The 20,586-nt window shown below is 47.6% G+C and carries 15 protein-coding genes and 2 pseudogenes; 12 read left to right on the top strand and 5 right to left on the bottom strand.

Going from position 1 to position 20,586, the window contains the following annotated elements:
• Nucleotides 1-10 precede the first annotated feature (10 nt).
• The 7 genes and pseudogenes from M1B78_RS13020 to M1B78_RS18895 all read left to right on the top strand — a co-directional run.
• Entirely contained in the window at nucleotides 11-826 is an 816-nt protein-coding gene (locus M1B78_RS13020; RefSeq protein WP_136010369.1) for a carboxymuconolactone decarboxylase family protein, read from the top strand.
• Nucleotides 827-1,051: 225 nt separating this feature from the next.
• A pseudogene (locus M1B78_RS18785) lies at nucleotides 1,052-1,228 on the top strand (AAA family ATPase); the annotation flags it as partial.
• Nucleotides 1,229-1,547: 319 nt separating this feature from the next.
• On the top strand, nucleotides 1,548-2,765 hold the full coding sequence (locus tag M1B78_RS13010; protein WP_257940895.1) for a sugar MFS transporter: 1,218 nt from the start codon (nucleotides 1,548-1,550) through the stop codon (nucleotides 2,763-2,765).
• A gap of 353 nt (nucleotides 2,766-3,118) precedes the next feature.
• Nucleotides 3,119-3,514 (top strand): hypothetical protein, encoded by a 396-nt coding sequence (locus M1B78_RS13005; RefSeq protein ID WP_136010372.1) that lies wholly within the window; start codon nucleotides 3,119-3,121, stop codon nucleotides 3,512-3,514.
• Nucleotides 3,515-3,516: 2 nt separating this feature from the next.
• The gene (locus M1B78_RS13000; RefSeq protein ID WP_257931679.1) at nucleotides 3,517-4,806 is read left to right on the top strand and encodes a DUF3440 domain-containing protein; all 1,290 of its coding nucleotides are present in this window, start codon (nucleotides 3,517-3,519) and stop codon (nucleotides 4,804-4,806) included.
• Nucleotides 4,803-5,339, top strand: coding sequence for an IbrB-like domain-containing protein (locus M1B78_RS12995; protein ID WP_257940894.1), 537 nt, complete (start codon nucleotides 4,803-4,805; stop codon nucleotides 5,337-5,339). The genes M1B78_RS13000 and M1B78_RS12995 overlap by 4 nt, the downstream gene beginning before the upstream one ends.
• A gap of 101 nt (nucleotides 5,340-5,440) precedes the next feature.
• Nucleotides 5,441-5,533 (top strand): annotated as a pseudogene (locus tag M1B78_RS18895) (SDR family NAD-dependent epimerase/dehydratase); the annotation flags it as partial.
• Nucleotides 5,534-5,535: 2 nt separating this feature from the next.
• Here M1B78_RS18895 and M1B78_RS12990 read toward each other — a convergent pair.
• The 3 genes from M1B78_RS12990 to uvrB form a co-directional block, all read right to left on the bottom strand.
• Entirely contained in the window at nucleotides 5,536-8,445 is a 2,910-nt protein-coding gene (locus M1B78_RS12990; protein WP_257940893.1) for a PD-(D/E)XK nuclease family protein, read from the bottom strand.
• Between the two features lie 37 nt (nucleotides 8,446-8,482).
• On the bottom strand, nucleotides 8,483-11,782 hold the full coding sequence (locus M1B78_RS12985) for a UvrD-helicase domain-containing protein (protein WP_257940892.1): 3,300 nt from the start codon (nucleotides 11,780-11,782) through the stop codon (nucleotides 8,483-8,485).
• Between the two features lie 75 nt (nucleotides 11,783-11,857).
• Nucleotides 11,858-13,918 (bottom strand): excinuclease ABC subunit UvrB, encoded by a 2,061-nt coding sequence (gene uvrB, locus M1B78_RS12980; RefSeq protein WP_257931682.1) that lies wholly within the window; start codon nucleotides 13,916-13,918, stop codon nucleotides 11,858-11,860.
• 116 nt (nucleotides 13,919-14,034) lie between these two features.
• Between uvrB and M1B78_RS12975 the strand changes: the two genes are divergently transcribed.
• The 5 genes from M1B78_RS12975 to M1B78_RS12955 all read left to right on the top strand — a co-directional run bounded on the left by M1B78_RS12975 (nucleotide 14,035) and on the right by M1B78_RS12955 (nucleotide 17,668).
• Complete coding sequence (locus M1B78_RS12975) at nucleotides 14,035-15,333, top strand: phenylacetate--CoA ligase family protein (RefSeq protein ID WP_136010379.1); 1,299 nt, start codon at nucleotides 14,035-14,037, stop codon at nucleotides 15,331-15,333.
• 27 nt (nucleotides 15,334-15,360) lie between these two features.
• Nucleotides 15,361-15,786 carry an amino acid-binding protein gene (locus M1B78_RS12970; RefSeq protein ID WP_117588771.1) on the top strand — a complete coding sequence of 142 codons (426 nt, stop codon included), beginning with the start codon at nucleotides 15,361-15,363 and terminating at the stop codon, nucleotides 15,784-15,786.
• A 143-nt stretch (nucleotides 15,787-15,929) separates the two neighbouring features.
• Nucleotides 15,930-16,745, top strand: a complete 816-nt coding sequence (locus M1B78_RS12965) for an outer membrane protein assembly factor BamD (protein ID WP_136010380.1) — start codon at nucleotides 15,930-15,932, stop codon at nucleotides 16,743-16,745.
• A gap of 126 nt (nucleotides 16,746-16,871) precedes the next feature.
• Nucleotides 16,872-17,207 (top strand): DNA-directed RNA polymerase subunit omega, encoded by a 336-nt coding sequence (locus M1B78_RS12960; RefSeq protein ID WP_136010381.1) that lies wholly within the window; start codon nucleotides 16,872-16,874, stop codon nucleotides 17,205-17,207.
• Complete coding sequence (locus M1B78_RS12955; RefSeq protein ID WP_257931684.1) at nucleotides 17,207-17,668, top strand: DUF4293 domain-containing protein; 462 nt, start codon at nucleotides 17,207-17,209, stop codon at nucleotides 17,666-17,668. Before M1B78_RS12960 ends, M1B78_RS12955 begins: the two co-directional genes overlap by 1 nt.
• Before the next feature lie 284 nt (nucleotides 17,669-17,952).
• On the opposite strand, the gene M1B78_RS12950 is transcribed toward M1B78_RS12955, so the two are convergent.
• Entirely contained in the window at nucleotides 17,953-18,654 is a 702-nt protein-coding gene (locus M1B78_RS12950) for a porin family protein (RefSeq protein WP_136010383.1), read from the bottom strand.
• 31 nt (nucleotides 18,655-18,685) lie between these two features.
• A complete protein-coding gene (locus tag M1B78_RS12945; RefSeq protein WP_257940891.1) occupies nucleotides 18,686-20,473 on the bottom strand; it encodes a LysM peptidoglycan-binding domain-containing protein in 1,788 nt (595 codons plus the stop codon).
• Between the last annotated feature and the right edge of the window lie 113 nt (nucleotides 20,474-20,586).

Here is a 20,586-nt window from a genome sequence, read left to right as displayed (position 1 = left end):
TAGAACGACTATGAACAAGATTTTTTTTATTTCAGTATTCAGCATTTTAACACTCAATGTTATGGCACAAGAAAAGATAGTACAGACAGCAGGACGCACCCAGTTGGGTGAGTTTGCTCCTAAATTTGCGGAGCTCAACGACGATGTCCTCTTTGGCGAGGTCTGGAGCCGCACCGACAAACTCGGTCTGCGCGACCGTAGTTTAGTAACTATTACCTCTCTTATCAGTCAGGGAATCACGGATAATTCGCTCGTGTTCCACCTTCAGTCGGCAAAAAAGAACGGCATCACCCGTACGGAGATTGCCGAAATCATCACCCATATTGGTTTCTATGCCGGTTGGCCCAAAGCGTGGGCAGCGTTTAATCTGGCCAAAGGCGTATGGGCAGAGGACACCGCCGGTAAAGATACCAAAGCCGCGTTCCAGCGTGAAATGATTTTCCCCATTGGAGAACCGAACACTGCATACGCACAGTACTTCATAGGTAACAGCTATCTCGCTCCCATTTCACGTGAGCAGGTTTCCGTCTCTAACGTCACTTTCGAGCCTCGTTGTCGCAATAACTGGCACATACACCGCGCTACTAAAGGCGGTGGACAGATGCTTATCGGTGTTGCCGGTCGTGGATGGTATCAAGAAGAAGGCAAGCCGGCAGTAGAGATTCTACCCGGTACGGTTATCCATATCCCTGCAAATGTGAAGCATTGGCACGGAGCCGCTTCTGATGGTTGGTTTGCCCATCTTGCTTTCGAAGTTCCCGGAGAGGATACTTTTAATGAATGGCTAGAGCCGGTGACGGATGAAGAATACGATAAACTTAAATAATACAATCCACAAGTCAAAACTGAAACTATCATTTTGCTCTGTCATTAGCTTCGCTCAAAACCTTATCAGACTTTTTCATTAAAGTATAGTTTTTGCTTCGTTCTGACTGTGTTGAGACGGCCGAACTAAACGTCTTCTTTATCAGCATACAACAGCTGTACGAACACTTTGCTGAATATAAAGTATCACTTTATCGCGAGTAAAGCAACACTTTATTGCGAGTAAAGCAGTGCTTTATCAGTGATAAAGCATTACTTTATTACGAATAAAGTGTCTTTCGAGGGACTGGCCATGGAACGGCTGGAGCAGGAGTGGGAGGCCTATCCGGTGCTGCACGTCGATTTCAGTCTGACGAAATATACCGAGCTGCGCGACTTGACGGGGCAATTGTTATATATTGCCACTCGGTTTCCGTTAAATCTGTCTGATACATCTTTTTTTAAGTTTGGTCGCCTCAAAGAAAGAAATAATCTGACGGATACGGAAACCTCTTTAGAAAAAGATTTCAGTCATTTTTTAATAGGCTCTTAGTTTTGTAGAAATTGTATCGTGGGATGGCATTTTTCATGGCTTAACATTGTATGATGGCAGTAAAGTTAGAGAAAAAGCTGCTCTGTACAATAGCGAATGTGAAAATGTTGGGAAAAGACCGGGAGTTTTGTTTATCTTTGCACCCGCAATTATCAATCGCCTTGTAACGATTGTCTGGAATTATCATATTATGAAACAGAAACGAATACCATTGGTGGGCAGACAATACCTTGTGCCCTTCATTTTGATTACCTCTCTTTTCTTTTTGTGGGGATTTGCCCATGCCATTCTGAATGTACTGAACAAGCACTTTCAAGAGATACTGGACATCACGAAGACGCATTCGGCCTTTATACAGATGACGATGTATATGGGATACTTCATCATGGCCATTCCTGCAGGACTTTTCATCAGTCGCTTCGGATACCGCCGGGGTGTGGTATTCGGACTGCTGCTCTACGGTATCGGTTCGCTGCTCTTTATCCCCGGGCAGCAATATTTGTCTTTTAATCTTTTCTTGTTTGCGTTGTTCGTGATAGGCTGTGGACTGACATTTCTTGAAACTGCCGCCAATCCTTATGCCACAGAATTGGGCGCAAAGGAAACAGCTGCCAGCCGACTGAATTTCGCGCAATCCTTCAACGGTCTGGGATGTATCTGTGCACCGGTGCTTGCCGGACTGCTGCTCTTTTCTAAGGATGGGCAGACGGGCTCGGGCAATGTCGCATTGCCCTATATCTGTATGGGGTTAGTTGTCCTGCTGGTAGCGCTGGTTTTTTCAAGAATCAAGTTGCCCGAGATTGAACATAGTGTGGAGGTGGACGAAGCTGGTAATAAGGTAGAATTGTGGTCGCACCGGCTTTTCATTTTCGGACTGATAGCCTTGTTTGCTTATGAGGTCGGTGAGATTTCCATCAACAGCTTCTTTATCAACTATGTGGTGGAACAAAACTGGATGAATGCTCGCGAAGCTTCGGTAGTACTTTCTTTCGGCGGATTGGGACTGTTCATGTTGGGACGTTTTGCCGGTAGCTGGATTATGGGACGCGTACGTGCCGAGAAAATGTTGCTGGTGTGTGCCACGGGGACGGTAGTGACCACTTCGTTGGTGTTGCTGGATGTAGGGATGGTATCGCTTGCAGCTCTGTTGTGCGGATATGCGTTTGAGGCTATTATGTTTCCCACGATTTTTGCCCTTTCCTTGCGCGGGTTGGGCAATCATACCAAGAGGGCTTCCTCTTTCCTGATGATGTCTCCAGTGGGAGGCGTGGTAGGTCCGCTGTTGATGGGGCTGGTGGCAGATCATGCGACGATGGTGTGGGCGTTTATTGTACCGCTGGTTGCTTATTGCGTGGTATGGGCATATGCCCGCAAGATGGTGTCTGTCTCCACCGCTTCCTCAATATAGGAGGAAGCCTGAGATTCCGGCAAGGAAATCCATACGGGGACAGCCCGAAATGTAGGGAATCACAATCAGTGTGGCTACTGCCGGACGAATGCCGTTAAAGATGTGTATCCGCCACCGATAGTGAACATTTCTATCTTAGCAAAGATTATAAAAAGCAGTAAATATTTCATTATTTCTTTTCGGGTGACTTTTTTGCAAAGAACTCCCAATTAGTCAACATATACAAATTAGGAGGATAATATCTGTTTATTAATATTTTATCCGGTTATATTCTTAAATCTATTTAAAAGGAGGATATTCCGTCGTAAATAAGCTTTATCTTTAACACGTAATTTCAAATAATATGAATGTATATGATACAGATAGTACAATTACATGGTACAGATAAAAAACTGTATGAGCTTGTAGCCCCTTTGGTTATGAGCTCGAAAGTGCTGAAACAGAATTACAATTACCCTTTCCGGACATCGGAAGAGTACGAGTGGTTTGTTGCTCTGGATGATAAACATGTTGTAGGTTTTGTGCCGGTGGAGCATAAGCAACATAAATGTGTTATCAACAACTATTATATTGAGGAGAAAAATGTTGACACGCTGAAATTACTTCTGGAAAAGGTACTTGAGAAGCTGAGCGAGGAGAGCAGCCTGACAGCTGTCAGCTTTGTTGAGGATAGGGATGTCTTCGGCGAGCTGGGCTTTTTGGAAGACAAGGTATGGACTCGTTATGTGAAAATGGAGAAAAACAAATAATTATGGCTGCACCCAAAAATGTGTATGAACTGGCGCAAGAACGTCTTGATGTGGTTTTCAGGGAGTTTGACACGGTATGCGTCTCTTTTTCGGGAGGAAAAGATAGTGGAGTGTTGCTGAATTTATGCATAGACTATATCCGCAGGAACCGGTTGGACCGTAAACTGTGTGTGTTCCACATGGACTATGAGATACAGTATAGCATGACCATTGATTATGTGAACCGGATATTGGAGGCAAATAAGGATATATTGGAGGTATATCGTGTTTGTGTGCCTTTTCGTGTAACGACTTGCACGTCGATGTACCAGAGTTACTGGCGTCCGTGGCAGGATGATTTGAAGGACATTTGGGTGAGGAAAATGCCGAAAGGCTGTTTCACTAAGGAGACATTTCCTTTCTATACTCCCAAAATGTGGGATTATGAGTTTCAGATGCATTTTGCCAAATGGCTGCATGAGAAGAAGAACGGAGTGCGTGCCTGCTTTCTCATAGGCATTCGTACGCAGGAGAGTTTTAACCGTTGGCGCAGCATCCATCTGAACCGGAAGTATCAGATGTACCACAATTACCGCTGGACCTCGAAAATAGGTAATGACATTTTCAATGCTTATCCCATTTATGACTGGAAGACGACAGATATCTGGACAGCCAACGGCAAATTCGGTTTTGACTATAACCATTTGTATGACCTATATTATAAAGCCGGGGTCAATATCGAACGTCAGCGTGTGGCAAGTCCTTTTCTCTGCGAGGCACAGGAGAGCCTGAAGCTGTATCGTGTCATCGATCCGAATACTTGGGGAAAAATGATAGGACGGGTCAACGGAGTGAACTTTACCGGTATTTACGGAGGGACGCGTGCCATGGGGTGGCAAACAGTCCGATTGCCCGAAGGGTATACGTGGAAAGGCTTTATGCAGTTCTTGCTTTCCACCTTGCCGGAAGAGACCCGGAGGAACTACTTGAAAAAGCTTACTGTCAGTATTGAATTCTGGCGTACAAAAGGGGGCTGTCTGGCTGACGAGACCATCCAGAAGCTGAGGGATGCAGGAGTGTCCATCGAAGTGATGAATACCACGAATTACAAGACGAACAAGAAACCGGTGCGCATGGACTATTTGGATGATATTGACATTGCGGAATTTCGGGAAATCCCCACTTATAAGCGGATGTGTATATGCATTCTGAAGAACGACCATGCCTGCAAGTACATGGGGTTTGCCTTGAACAAGGAAGAGGCATACAAAAGGGACAAGATAATGGAACAATTCAAAAATATGATGTTATGAGCGTAGATAAAAGTCCGGTATATAATGTAAAGGCGATTTCAATAGAGAAAATACAAGCGAACGATTACAATCCGAATGTAGTGGCACCGCCCGAAATGAGACTTCTGGAGCTTTCCATCTGGGAAGACGGTTTCACCATGCCTTGTGTCTGTTACTATGACGAGAAAGAAGACAACTATATCCTTGTAGACGGTTATCACCGTTATCAGGTGTTGAAGACATCCAAAAGAATTTATCAGCGCGAAAACGGGTTGCTTCCCGTGGTCGTAATCGACAAGGAACTTTCCAGCCGCATGGCGTCCACTATCCGTCATAACCGTGCCCGTGGCACGCACAACATTGAGTTGATGTGTCATATTGTGGCAGAATTGGACAGAGCCGGCATGTCGGATGAATGGATAATGAAAAACATCGGGATGGACCGTGACGAAGTGTTGCGGTTAAAGCAAATTTCGGGCTTGGCAGACTTGTTTGCGAACAAGGACTTCAGTATTCCGGATAAGAAAGAAGAAGAGTATGTGGCAGATAAATGAAATATTTCAGGGGCAGATTTTTTAATCTGCCTCTTTATGTTCATTAACAGGTGAAATATTTTGTTGCAAACTTGCATAATTTATCAAATCGCCTACAATCTTATAAGGGGGATGTGGACGAAATCTATAATCTTGATTGTCCTGCTTCTCCCATCCACTACCAATATGATGCCGTTAAAACCATCAAGACTTCTTTTTATCTCTTACATAGACTGCGGAAATCGCAATATTCACATTTCCGGATGTCCTCTGTTTGGCAGAATGTTTCTTCCCGGCTGAATATCTCCTGCAGGAGTCCGTGTAGCCGTTCGCGGAACTCGTCTTCGAAGAAAGCGAAGTTGCCGACCGGTACCTTGGGTTGCCGTGGAGCCCCCATCTCGATGACCGGGGAATAGCCTTCGGAAGCTGCCCGGTGGATGTAGAGCAAGGAAGGGGCTACCTTCATCGATTGCTTGCGGCAAAGGATGGCTGCGTACAGAAACGTCTGGAAAATATAGCTGGGACGATTGTCGGCGGGAGTAAACAGTTGTTCTATATTCTCGGGAGTCTTGGGAGTACCGCCTGTCTTGTAGTCCACGATACGTAGCGTGTCTCCTTTGCTGTCCAGGCGGTCGATAGTACCGCCTATCTGTAAGGCAAGCTTTCCTTGCGGAGTATCTATTTCCATCGTTTCTCTGACGTCCTGCTCCATACCCTCCATGCGGAACGGGGCATACTGCAGGTCATTGCGCAGGAGCTGGCGCAAGTAAGAGGCAATGACTTTGGAATGGATGAGCTGCGTGCCGTTATACTCCGGTTGCTCCGTAAGGGGTATGTGGAAGAACTTTTCTTTGAAAGCATTGTCTACATAGGCTTGCAGGCGGACATCGTCTTTCAGTAATCGTTCCAGGTCCTCTTTACGTATCTCCCGTCCGTTGGCTGTCAGTTCGGCGTACACCAGTTCGGCGGAACGGTGGAAGAGGGTGCCGAAGAGGGCGGAGTCTATCTCAGCGCTTACTTCATCGGGGGCTTTCAGGCCGGCTACATATCGGTAGTAGAATTTCAGCCGGCAGTCCAGATAGGCATTGAGGGCAGAGGGGGAAAAGAATGCCTGGGGACGTTGGTGGACGTCGTAGGCATTGAACATCTGTTGCAACATTTCCGGTGTCTTGTGAATCTCAATTTTCCGCGCTTGCTGGGGCGATTGTCCGGCTTCAAGGTACTCGAGGGAGATGTCGTGTGGCGACTCAACCAGGAATTGCAGCATGAAGCGGGACATCTCTCCGCGGTTCAGCCCGTCGGAAGAGGTGTTATATAATAAGGTGACGTTTTCTGCCCGCTGGATGAGGCGGTAGAAGTAGTAGGCATAGACGGCGTTCTTGTGTTCGATGGTAGTCATGCCGAATGCTTTCCTCAGGTTGTAGGGGATGAAGGAGGAATCGCCTCCGGCTTTGGGCAGCTGCCCTTCGTTGAGAGAGAGCATGATGAGGTTGCGGAAATCAAGGTTGCGCGTTTCCAGTACACCCATTACTTGCATGCCGATGGCGGGTTCTCCGTGGAAGGGAATGTTGGCGGAGGTAAGCAGGCGGTTCAGCAGTCGCTTCAGTGTGTCTGTGTGCAGACTACTCAGTTCCCCGGTCTCTATCAGATTGAGCAGGCGGTTGACGAGGGTGTAGCTTTTGAACAGAGATTCGCGGTACAGCTGGTTAAAGATGTCTTCCACGTCTTTTTCCTGGCGATAGAGGACGGCTACTTCACGAAGCAGTCCGGTGAGGTAGCCGCATAGGGCAGCGATGCCATTCTGTGGTGTAAAGACTTGTTCAAGGAATGTGTCTTGCTTCAGTTCCGAGGGAAGGGGATAGAAGCGGTTGTCCCGGGTAAGCTGCCTTTCCAGTGCTTCGGCATGGGAGGAAAGCTGCCGGGTATAAGGATGCTTCAGCAGGGTGAGCACGGTCTCGTAGGTATATCGTCCGGTGCCTGCGTGGTAGCCGGTAGTCTGTAGCTCTACAAGGGCGTTGATGAAGCTGTATACCGGAGTTTGGGCAAGGGGGAAACCCATCGTGATGTTGACGTCCCTTACTTCTGCCGGAATGGAGTGGAGGACGGGGAGCAGCAGGGACTCGTTGCAGAGGACCACGGCAGTGTCTTTGAATGAGGAAGGAGTCCTTGATTCTTCTCTTCCGGCCGATTCCTCATTATTTTTAATCCATTGCGGCAAGTAGCGGGCTTGTGCATTTTCGGTAGAAGCGGAGATAAAACGTACGTTCTTGGGCTTCCGCAGTACATCAAAAGAAGTTTCGGGCAGTTGGTTGGGGAACAACTTTAGGTTGCGGAGGATGAATTCGCCTGCTTCGTGGGTATAGGGCGGCTTCTGCTCAAGGGGGAGCCGGGTGTAGAACACGTCGTAATCCCAATAGAACATTGCTTTCCCGGCATCCTGCAAGAGTTGGAAGAAGCGGGTTTCTACTCTATTCAGCACATTGAAGCCGACAAATACATAGCGGTCGTAGCGCAGTCGGTCGGTATCGAGTTGCTCCATGACATTGCGGTACATCATGCCTTCGTAGGCAATGCCAAGTTCCGTGAGGTTTCGGCGGTAGTGGTGGTAGATGTCGCCCAGCTTATCCCAGAGGGAGATGAATTTGGCTTTCAATTCCGTTCGCTTTTCTATGGAGAAATTCTGAAAGAATTGTCGGATGGCTTCTTCCTGCTCTTCGTCAAGGAAGTCGTAGTCGTCCATGATGTTCTTCAGTTCTTGCAGATTGCTGAATAGCTTGTTAGCATCTACAAGGTTTTTATCAACGTCGTCGAAGTCACTGATGAGCAGTTCTCCCCAGAAGTAGAAGTCGTCCAGAGTTTCTTCGCTGCGGGTCTCTTCTCGGAATACCTTATATAGTTCGCATACCAGACGGATAGGGTCGCCGGACTTCAATGGCGAGAGTTGACGGAACAGTTCGCTAATGCTGACGTAGGCAGGTGACCACAAAGGGCGGTCTGTTTCGGCTGCCAGGTATTCGTTGAAGAACAGACTGGCACGTTTGTTGGGGAAAACGATGGCAGTGCGCGAGAGGTCGTTTCCTATTTTGGCGTAAAGGTCGCGGGCGACCAATTGGAGGAATGTTTCCATGATTCAGTTGACAATTGATGGTTGATGGTGAGGTGAGTTATACCGGTTCTATGTTGTTCTCTTCTACATACCATAAGTAGCCCTGTATATTTTCTGCGGCATACCCCATGCGGGCTAGCAGTTGCATGTATCCCTGCACTTGTTTGTTGTACTTCTTGTTCGGCTTTCCGAACTTGAAGTCCACCACTACGATTTCTTCACCGCGCATCATCACGCGGTCCGGGCGGCGTGTCCGCAGTTCGCCGTTCTCCTGCCAGATGATGTCGCATTCATTGAACAGCTGCCACGTTCCTGAATACCAGTCCTTGACTTGGGGCAGAGAGAAGGCGCGTTGGGTGAGGTCGCGTATTTCTTCTTCCGTCTCACTCCGTCCAATCACACCTTCAAAGATGAGTTGGCTGATGGCATTGTCAATGTCTTCTTCCGTTTCGATAGCAGAAAATAGGGTGTGCAGCAAACGTCCCCGGTTGATGAAGCGCTGGTTGGATTCTGCTTCGTCCACTCCTGCTATGAAGTCTGCCGAACGGTTGGATTGGCGGAATTCAATGTCATGAAGCATGCTTTCCATGTGGACGGACAGTTTGGCTGGCTTTTGCGAAAGTCTGTTGACCGGTTGCTGTTCGTAAACCTTAGGGTTACGTTCGCAGCATAGAGGTTTGGCTTCGTCATCAGCAGGATTGTCTGCGTCATGTTGTGAAACGGGGGCGGGAGAGGGGCAAATCCTGCCGTTCTCGTATATGGTAGCCTCTTCGTCCCAACTGCCCGCTCCGTCCTTGGCTATGCGGGGCAGGGTGTGGGCAAGGAGTTCGGACATGGTTCCCTTCTGTTCCTTCCGGCTCCAGAGAATGAGGTTTTTGCCGGCACGGGTAAAGGCCACATATAACAAATTCAGATTGTCTACCCACAATTGAAGTCGTTCGTGCAGATAGTCTTGCCGGTATATGGATTCCGCCATGGTGGCGGAATAGTTCACCGGCACTAGGCTGATGGCATTATAAGGCTCTTCCGGCGGTACGCACCACACCAGCTGGTTGTTGGTTTCGTTCTCCAGCTTCCAGTCGCAGAAGGGAATCAGTACGGTATGGAATTCCAGTCCTTTGGACTTATGGATGGAGAGGATGCGTATACCGTCCGTCTCACCGCTGGGGATGGTCTTGTTGCAAAGGGTTTCGTCCCAGTAGCGTATGAAGCTGTCCAGTTCGGAAGAGTTGCTTTGCAGATACTCCGTCACAGCATCGAAGAAGGAGAAGAGGTAGGCATCTTGCTTTTCAATACGGCTCATGCCGAAGATGCTGAACAGTTCTTCCAGCAACTCATACAAGGGCATCAGGCGCAGCGTTTCCCGCCGGGAGGTAAAAGCTTCGGGAAGGGGAGCCGTGTCTTCTTGCTGCTCGTCGTTGGTCTTTTGTAATTTGCAATTCTCCATTAACGAAGCCTCCGCAATCTTGTTTTCCGGATTCGACAGGCAGCGCAGGGCATCCATCAGCATGCAGATGGAAAGGGAAGCATTCAGCCGGAAAGCTTCGTCGGACACGACAGAGAGATGCAGTTCTTTGTCAAAATAGTCGGCTATTGGCGGGATATTCTTGTTCTTGCGGACAAGGATGGTGATGTCATTCAGTGCTACGCCTTCCTCCTGTAGCCGTTGTACCTCTTCTCCTAAGGCGAGAAGGGTTTGCTCTGTATAGTTGTGTTCATCATCCGGTTCAAGGAAGGCGGCTTTTACATAGCCGTATTCCTTGCTCTTGGGCGATTCCTGCACTACGTCGGCATAAGCGCGTTTCAGGGGTAGGCAATCCTCTTTCAGCTCGTTCAGATGCAGTGCGTTGAGGTGGTCTATGGCAGCCGTAAATACTTGATTGTTGAAACGGATGATGTTCGTTTCGCTACGCCGGTTTGTCTTTAAGGTTTCCACACGGACGGGAAAGTTGTTTAATGGAGAACTTGATTCTCCACTCTCCATTTTCAATTCTTCATTGCCCAAACTGTTCAGTATTCCCCAGTCTCCGTTGCGCCAGCGGTAGATGGACTGCTTCACGTCTCCTACAATCAGACTGTCGGCTCCTTGCGAAAGTCCTTCGAGCAACAGTAGGCGGAAGTTGTCCCATTGCATGCGGCTGGTATCCTGGAATTCGTCAATCATGACGTTGCGTATGTTGGCGCCGATTTTCTCGAAGACGAACGAAGAGTCACCCTCGCGCACCAACTTGTGCAGCAGAGCGTTGGTGTCCGACAATAGAAAGCGGTTATGCTCTCGGTTCAGCGTACGTACCTCTTCGTCGATGTGATTGAGAAGTTGCAGTTTGTTGAGGTGCTGGAGCGAGAGGCGGCAACTGTTCAGCGTACGGTTGCGTTGCGGACGCATTCTTTCAGCTTCCTGCAGTAAAGGCATCAGGCTGGTTTCTGCCAGACGGAGGATGTCGTCCTTCCGTGCAGACGTTTTTGTTGCCCAGTTTTTTGCATCAGCCAAGCTGTTTTGCAGGGTGGCGTTCAGCACTTCCTTGTCCGACAGTCTGCCGTCGCGCAGCTTGCGGAAGTAGCTGCCTATGCCTCGGGCGCCTCCCTTCAAGTCTTCGGGAGTGAGTGCATGCCCTTCCAGTTCGCCCTCAAACTGGTCGCAGAAGCTTTTCATCTGTTCCAGGGCTTCGGTCTCCATGTCGCGCAACACATCCCGGTAGAGTTTCAGCGTGTTCGGAGTACGCAGGCATTGCCGCAGCTTTTCGCCGCGTTCTATGTAGCTTTCATCAAAGATGTTTCGTCCGAAGCTTTTCACTTCGTTCGAGACATTCCAGCGTTTGTCGTCGCGGATGCGCTCGTCGATGTAGTCCAGCAGCCATGCCAGTACGGGAGAAGTGGGGGTGAGCTTCTCGATGAGGCTGTCTACGGCATCACTCAGCACTTCACTGTTGTTCAGCTCTATGTTCAGGTTAGGACTCAGCTCCAGTTCGCGGGCAAGGTTACGCATCACGGATTGAAAAAAGGAGTCGATGGTTTCCACGCGGAAACGGCTGTAGTCATGCAGCATGTATTGCAGTGCCATGCCGGCCCGTTGGCGGATGTCCTCGTCCGTCAATTCGTCTCCACTCTCTCCTTGAGCTTTTAAATTATAATTCTTAATTCTTTCCAGGTATGCTTCGGAAGACGGTTCTCCCTTCCAGATGCCGTAAAGCTGTGTCAGTATGCGTTCCTTCATCTCTGCCGTGGCCTTGTTGGTGAAGGTTACGGCAAGTATCTGCCGGTAGGCGCGTGGATTGATTATCAAATGCTTGATGTATTCCACGGCTAGCGTGAAGGTTTTGCCGGAACCGGCAGAGGCTTTATATACTAATAATTCCATGTAAATCGCTGCATTGAATTTACCTGCAAACGTACACAAAAATAATGAGAAAAATAAATGCCGTTCTATCTTTTCTCACTTGTCTTTTCCTTTCAACAGTTCCTCCATTTTCAATACCTCGTCGCGATACTGGGCTGCTTCGATAAAATCGAGTTTCTTGGCTGCTTCCTGCATAAGCTTCCTGGTGCGTTCGATGCTTTTTTCTAGTTGTGAGCGGCTCATGTATTGTACAATCGGGTCGGCAGCCATCGTAGATGTACTTTCTTGTTCCACATAGGGGCGGGGAGTGCTGGAAGTGAACTTCTCGCTGCTGAGGACGGCTTCGCCGGAAGCCTCGTTGGTGGCAAACACATTGAGGTTCTTCGCTTTCTTGATTTGCTGTGGCGTGATGCCGTGCTCTTCGTTGTACTTCAACTGCTTCTCGCGACGGCGGTTGGTCTCGTCGATGGTCAGTTGCATGCTGTCCGTTATCTTGTCGGCATACATGATGACCATGCCGTTCACGTTACGGGCGGCACGTCCGGCAGTCTGTGTCAGTGAACGGTGGGAACGGAGGAACCCCTCCTTGTCAGCATCAAGAATGGCAACAAGAGAGACCTCTGGCAGGTCGAGACCTTCACGTAGCAGATTGACCCCGACAAGTACATCGTAGATACCCTCGCGCAAGTCACCCATAATCTTCACACGTTCCAAAGTATCTACGTCGCTGTGGATATAATTACACTTCACGTTATTGTTCAGCAGATATTCGGTCAGTTCTTCGGCCATTCGTTTGGTGAGGGTGGTGACAAGGGTTCGCTCGCTCTTTTCGATGCGTACCTGGATTTCTTCCATCAGGTCGTCTATCTGGTTGTGGCTGGGACGCACCTCGATGATAGGGTCCAGGAGTCCGGTCGGGCGGATGACCTGCTCCACTACGATGCCTTCGGATTTCATCAGCTCATAGTCTGCCGGTGTGGCGCTGACGTAAATCACTTGCTTGGCCATCTCTTCGAATTCATCGAACTTCAGCGGGCGGTTGTCCATGGCAGCCGGTAGGCGGAAACCGTATTCCACCAGGTTTATCTTGCGGGCACGGTCACCTCCATACATGGCACGTATCTGCGGGACGCTGACGTGGCTTTCGTCAATGACTATCAGGAAATCTTCAGGGAAGAAATCCAGCAAGCAGTAGGGGCGGGTACCGGCAGCACGTCCGTCAAAGTAGCGCGAGTAATTCTCAATGCCGGAGCAATGTCCCAATTCGCGTATCATTTCCATGTCGTAGGTTACCCGTTCCTGCAAGCGCTTGGCCTCGAATGGACGACCTTCGTTTTCAAACCATTGCACCTGTTTGTGCAGGTCGTCCTCTATCTCGTGTATGGCACGCAACGTGGCTTCTTTGGTAGTCATGAAGAGGTTGGCGGGATAAATCTTATAGGCGTCGAACCTGGCGACGGTGATGCCGCTCATGGGGTTCACTTCCTCGATGCTGTCTATCTCGTCTCCCCAAAAGGTGACGCGCAGCAGGTTGTCGGCGTAAGCCAGGTAAATGTCCACTGTGTCGCCTTTCACGCGGAAGTTGCCGCGGTTCAGGTCTATGTCATTGCGTACGTAAAGACTGTCTACCAAGCGTCGCAGGAAGACATTGCGGCTGAAGTTCCTTCCTTGCTGCACTTCGATGACGTTGTTGTAGAAGTCTGCCGGGTTTCCCATGCCGTAGATGCACGAAACGGAAGATACTACCACCACGTCTTTCCTGCCCGAAAGCAGGGCCGAGGTTGCGGCAAGACGCAACTTGTCTATCTCGTCGTTAATGGCGAGGTCCTTTTCTATGTAAGTGTCCGAAGACGGCAGATAGGCTTCGGGCTGGTAATAATCGTAGTAGGATACATAATATTCCACAGCATTGTTCGGGAAGAATCCCTTGAACTCGCTATACAGCTGGGCGGCCAGCGTCTTGTTGTGGCTCAATATCAGTGTGGGCTTGTTGATGTTGGCAATGACATTGGCTATGGTGAATGTCTTTCCGGAACCGGTGACACCGAGTAATGTCTGTGCGGGGAGTCCCTCGCGCACACCCTCGGTCAGCTGTGCGATGGCCTCCGGCTGGTCACCGGTGGGCTGGTAGGCAGATGTCAGTTCGAATTTGCTCATTGTCTCTTTTTTAATGCGGCAATATTCGGCAAAATCTTTGAGATAAACAAAATTTTTTTGTTTACTTTGCAGCTATATTGATAACAACCATTAATAATTGTAATACAACGAAGAACATGATTTGGAATGAAAGTATTGAATGCATGGACCGCGAGAGCCTTCGTAAAATCCAGAGTATTCGCCTCAAAAGGACTGTGGAGCGTGTGTATCATGACACTCCTTTTTACCGTAAGAAAATGCAGGAACTGGGAATTACTCCTGATGATATAAACAGTATAGATGATATTGTAAAACTGCCTTTTACCACCAAGTATGACTTGCGGGACAATTATCCCTTCGGACTTTGTGCAGTACCCATGAGTCAGCTTGTACGTATCCATGCCTCTTCCGGCACTACCGGAAAGCCTACTGTGGTAGGCTATACCAGAAAAGATCTTTCGGCATGGTCCGAATGCCTTTCACGGGCTTTTACCGCCTATGGTGCCAGTAGCTCGGATATTTTTCAGGTGTCATACGGTTACGGACTTTTTACCGGCGGACTGGGTGCGCATGCCGGTGCCGAGAATATCGGGGCTTCTGTTATCCCGATGTCCAGTGGCAATACGGAGAAGCAGATTACGCTGATGCATGATTTCGGTTCTACTGTACTCTGCTGTACACCCTCATACGCCCTCTATTTGGCAGATGCCATCAAGGACTCCGGTCTTCCCCGCGAAGAGTTCAGGTTGAAAATAGGAGCATTTGGTGCTGAGCCGTGGACTGAAAGTATGCGTCGGGATATTGAAACTAAATTGGGTATCAAGGCCTTCGATATTTACGGACTTAGCGAGATTGCCGGTCCCGGTGTGGGCTATGAATGCGAGTGCCAGCATGGCACCCACCTCAATGAAGACCATTACTTCCCCGAAATTGTAGACCCGAAGACTCTTGAGCCGGTTGCTCCCGGCCAGACAGGTGAATTGGTGTTCACTCACCTTACGAAAGAGGGTATGCCGCTGTTGCGTTACCGCACAAAGGACCTCACTGCTCTGCATTATGAAAAATGCTCCTGCGGACGTACCTTGGTTCGTATGGACCGTATCTTGGGACGTAGTGATGATATGCTGATTATCCGTGGTGTCAACGTATTCCCCACGCAGATAGAGTCTGTCATTCTCGAAATGCCGGAATTCGAGCCTCACTATCTCTTGCTGGTAGACCGCAAGAACAATACCGATACCATGGAGTTGCAGGTTGAAGTTCGCCCTGAATACTATTCCGACGAAATCAACAAGATGTTGGCTCTGAAGAAGAAGCTCGTAGCCCGCCTGCAGAGTGTACTCGGCCTCGGCGTAGATGTCCGTCTGGTAGAACCACGCAGTATTGAGCGCAGCGTAGGCAAGGCAAAGCGCGTCATCGACAACCGAAAGCTTTAATAACTTATAACTTATAACTCAATAATCATGGTAGCAAAACAACTTTCCATTTTTCTGGAGAACAAGTCCGGCCGCCTCACGGAGGTGACTGAAGTTCTTGCAAAAGAAGGTGTCAACCTTTCTGCTCTATGTATTGCAGAGAATGCCGATTTCGGTATCCTTCGTGGTATTGTTTCCGAACCGGATAAAGCATATAAGGCTTTGAAAAATAATCACTTCGCTGTGAATGTGACAGATGTGGTAGGGATCAGTTGTCCTAATATCCCCGGCTCATTGGCAAAAGTACTCCGTTTCCTGTCCGACGAAGGTGTCTTCATCGAGTATATGTATTCTTTTGCCAACGGTGAAACGGCCAATGTTATCATCCGTCCCAACGACATGGATAACTGTATCCGTGTATTGACAGAAAAAAAGGTCGATTTGTTGGCGGCAAGTGACTTGTATAAACTGTGAAATAGTGGTTAGGGATAATCCCTAACCACTAACCGTTGGTCCCTGTTTCTAACCCGTTCATCTGGTTTTTGAAAAATTAAGGCTCGTATCGTTGCTTTATTCGATGCGAACCTCTATCTTTGCGCATTATTTGAACAAAAGTAATGAAGAAGAACATCCTAATAACTCTGCTTGCAGCATTGCTGCTCTCCTCGTGTGGAGAATACAATAAATTGCTGAAAAGCACGGATTATGAATATAAGTACGAAGCGGCAAAAAATTATTTCGCAAAAGGTCAGTACAACCGTGCTGCTACTTTGCTCAACGAATTGATTGCCATTCTCAAAGGTACTGATAAGGCGGAGGAATCCCTCTATATGCTGGGCATGAGTTACTATAACCAGAAGGATTATCAGACTGCTGCGCAGACTTTCATTCAGTACTACAACGTTTATCCCCGTGGTACATTTACAGAATTGGCACGCTTCCATGCCGGTAAAGCTTTGTATCTGGATACTCCGGAGCCGCGTTTGGATCAATCCGGTACATATAGTGCTATCCAACAGTTGCAGATGTTTATGGAATACTTCCCGCAAAGCTCCAAGAAAGAGGAGGCACAGAACATGATATTTGCCTTGCAGGACAAGTTGGTGATGAAGGAATATCTGTCTGCAAAACTTTATTATAATATGGGTAACTATCTGGGCAATAACTATCAGGCGTGTGTTATCACTGCTCAGAATGCCTTGAAGGATTATCCATATACCAACCTGCGTGAAGACTTATCCATTCTTATCTTGCGTGCCAAGTATGAATTGGCTGTATATAGTGTGGAAGATAGAAGAGCGGAACGTTACCGTGAAGCTGTGGATGAGTGCTATGCTTTTAAAAACGAATTCCCTGAAAGCAAATATACGAAGGAAGCCGACCGAATCTTCAAGGAGGCACAGAAAATGCTGGGAGAAGGAAGCGAAGAGTAATAATAAGAAGCCACAGACTGAAAGTTACGAATTGCAAATGGCAAGAATATGCTAAGTAATTTGTGATTTAGAGTTTATGATTGATAAAGTAATTAATAATTTGTAATTAATACGATAGATAAATTTATGGATTACAGAAAGACAAATGCTCCTACTACTACGGTGACCCGTGATATGATGGAGTTGTGTGAGGATACTGGTAATGTATACGAAAGCGTAGCGATTATCGGAAAACGTGCCAACCAGATTAGTGTGGAAATCAAGAATGACCTTTCTAAAAAGCTTGCTGAGTTTGCCTCTTACAATGATAATCTGGAAGAAGTATTCGAAAACCGGGAACAGATTGAGATTTCCCGCTATTACGAAAAACTGCCGAAGCCGACATTGATTGGAACACAAGAGTATATTGAGGGTAAGATTTATTATCGTAACCCGGCTAAGGAAAAAGAAAAATTGCAGTAATGATACAGCGTATTCAATCCGTTTATTTGTTGTTGGTAACTATCTTGCTGGTTGTGACAATCTGTATGCCTGTAGGACAGTTCATTGGAACGGACGGAGTAACGGCACATGTTTTCAAACCTCTGGGAGTGTCTTTGGCTGGCGGAGGATTTTTGTCTACTTGGGGCTTGTTCGGGATATTGTTGCTCAGTGTGCTTGTTGCCTTCTGTACTATATTCCTTTTCCGTAACCGTATGTTGCAAATACGTATGACGATTTTTAGCAGTATTCTGCTGATAGGCTACTACATAGCTTTCTGTGTCTTTATGTTCATTTTGAAGGATAATTTAGATGCAATGACTTTCCAGCTAGGATGGGCTCTCTGCCTTCCGGTGGTAGCCATCATTCTCAACTATCTGGCTTTTCGTGCCATCTACAAGGATGAGGTGATGGTGAAGGCAGCAGATCGTTTAAGAAGATAAGAAGGGTTTTGATAATTAATAATAAAAGGCAGACCACGTGTTTCATTCGGAATACGTGGTCTGCCTTTTTACTGGATTTTTCCTTAGACCTTGTCACTTGGGACTACTGCTGTTCCGTATAAGGCGAGCATATAGATATGGGCGTCTGAGACATCTTTCAAGTGTGATGGAAGAAAGAGGCGGGAAGTGGGTGAGGGCGGAATATAAAAACGGACAAAAATCCCGGATATCTTAGCAAGAACCTGGGATTTCTGTAGGATAGCTCAGAATACTACTTGAAGGTATTATTTCTTCAAGTCGAACAAATAAGTAATCTTGGCTGTAATAACTCCATGTGCGGAACGTGAGAAAAAATCCTTCTTGGTGCTACCATAGAAATCGGACAAAGCATAGTAGTATCTTCCTTCTACAAGGAAATTGCCAGCCTTGGTGCGCAGTTCTATGCCTGCTCCACCTGCAATGCCGTAGTCAAATTTATTGTCTATGGCCTTTCCGTGCTGTTCCACGGTGATGTGGGTGTAGGAGTCTGCTATAGTACCGTCCCAATCACCGTCTATCTTTTCACTGTCGCCAAGCAGGAAACCTATCTGTGGACCGGCATGGATAAAGAATTGCAGACCGCGGTTTTTGCCGAATGCCAGATGTGCCAAGAACGGTATTTCCACATAGTTCATGGTGCGAGTGTAGCTCAGTGTGGGGTAGTCCTCATAGTACTCATTCCAACCGTGCTGTGAGTAGTTTATTTCAATTTGTGCACCACAAATCATACTGAAATATTTCTCAGAGATATATCGGGCTGTCACACCACCGTTGACGCCCATCAGATTCTTCTGCTTGACAGAGGGAGAGAAGCTTACGCTATTCAGATTGATGCCTCCATTGACGCCGACAGCGAAGTTGTGGCGTTGCTCGCCCACCTGTGCATGCAGAGGCAATACACATGCACACACCAGTAAGGCGAATATGACGATTGTTTTTAGTTTCATTCGAAAATATAGTTACGAGTTATATGAATCCCTAATCAAAGTCCAGTTTCACTAGCTCAAAGTTCTTGGTGAAGTGCACAAAGAACACCTTCTTGTTGATGAAGCCTCCCCAGTTGTTTACCCGTTGGAACTTGAAGCCGGTCTGGATAGGTATCAAATCTAATCCCTGCATGTTTTTCTCGAAAGAAGAGCCGTAGCGCGCAAGTCCTTTCAGGAAGAAATAACCGGTATCAAAGCCTAGCATTCCGAATTTGGGATAGCGCTCATCCATCTCCTTACCATACCATCTGCGGTAGGTTTTGGTGAAGTTGATGGCGGCAGGAAGCAGGTTGTTTGTATAGAAAGAGGAATAAAAATAGGTGTCTAACTCAAAGAAGGCTTCCAGGTGGTCTTTGGTGTAGGTCTGCCATTCCGGATAACCGAACAAATGAATACGGCTTTCGGGTTGCTCGCGCACCAATAGCGTTAATTGGGGAAGTATCTTAATCAATGTCAGGTTGCTGCCTGATGTGGGAATGAAGATGTTCTCACGGTCAGCACGTAATACCGTTTTCAAGGATTCTACGGTGACACTCTCTTTCAAGCTCTTCATCGGGATGGAACGGTTGCGTAGTTCGTCTTTCAGTCCCTTGATGAATTCTGCCTTGTCCTTGGTATCCTGGCTGGCTTCAATAAAGATGACATTGGCATTGGGGAACTGGCGTACGAAATGATTGTACACCTCGGAGTACAGATAAGATTGTGGGGTATTTATCTGGTAGATTGCCGGATTCTGAAATACAGTGTTGTCTTTCGACGTAAATGGTATCACCAGACGCGTGTTTTGTTTCTTGGCAAACTCGGCCAGCGGCTTGATATGTTGTTGGTATAGAGGCCCGAAGATGATGTCCATATCTTTCATCTCGCTTTTACCCAGAATGGAGTTCAATGAGGTGTTCTCGGGACCCGAATTGTAAGTATACAGGTCAATGGAAGTGCCGGTACGTTTCAGGCTGTCTACGGCTATCAGCAGACCTTCGTAGTATTCTACCATACGGGAGGATTCGCTCTTCGATACCCCGTCCAGGAAGGGGAGGATGACAGCAGCCTTGATGGTGCTGAAACGCTCTGTCTCTTTTCTGTTTTCGCGGAACAACTCACTGTCGGTAGGTATTGCCTGCGATTGGGTGCTTTGCTCCGTCTGCGCTTTGGGATAGGGAATACAGAGGAAGGTTCCCTTCTTTATTTTGTTTTCGCCTTTCAACTCCGGGTTGGCGGCTATCAGTTCGGTTTCGCTGATGCCGTATTCGCGGCTGATGCTGAATACGGTTTCTTTCCGTTTCACCTTGTGCATGTCACGGCATCGTGATTCTACGGGGCCGGGAATATTGTTGGCAACCATAGTGTTGTTTTGCGTTTCAACTGGGACAATGGTTTTGGCTTCGGTTGTGGAAGGGATGCGGATTACTTGTCCGATACGAAAATTCTCGGCACTCAGTCCCGGGTTGGCATCGCAGATGGCTCTGGCAGATACATTGTATTTTACGGTCAACCGGTAGAGGGTCTCACCGGCTTCGATAGTATGGTATGTCTCTTTTTGTACGTTGGCAGCGTTGCGCGGGATGCGCAGCGTGCGTCCGATGAATATTTTTTCGTCACTGCCGGGATTCAGCTTGATGATATCCGACTGGCTGACGCCGTACATGCTGGCGATGGAATAAAGACTTTGTCCTTTCTCGATAGTATGCAGAAAATAAGATTGATTCTCTTGTGCTACTGCATTGATACTGTATGCACCGGCAAGCAGCAAGGAGCAGATAATGCGGTTAATCGTTTTCATTCAGTAATCGTTGGTTTATGTTTACAATTTCCCAAAGTAGCTGCAAAGGTACGAATATTGTGGCATTCTAACCAAAGGATTGCGTTAAGAAATAATATTGTGCATTTCAAAAC

The sequence above is a fragment of the Bacteroides muris (ex Fokt et al. 2023) genome, from assembly GCF_024704895.1.
Taxonomy (GTDB): domain Bacteria; phylum Bacteroidota; class Bacteroidia; order Bacteroidales; family Bacteroidaceae; genus Bacteroides; species Bacteroides muris.
This window is presented reverse-complemented; position numbering and strand designations above follow the sequence as displayed.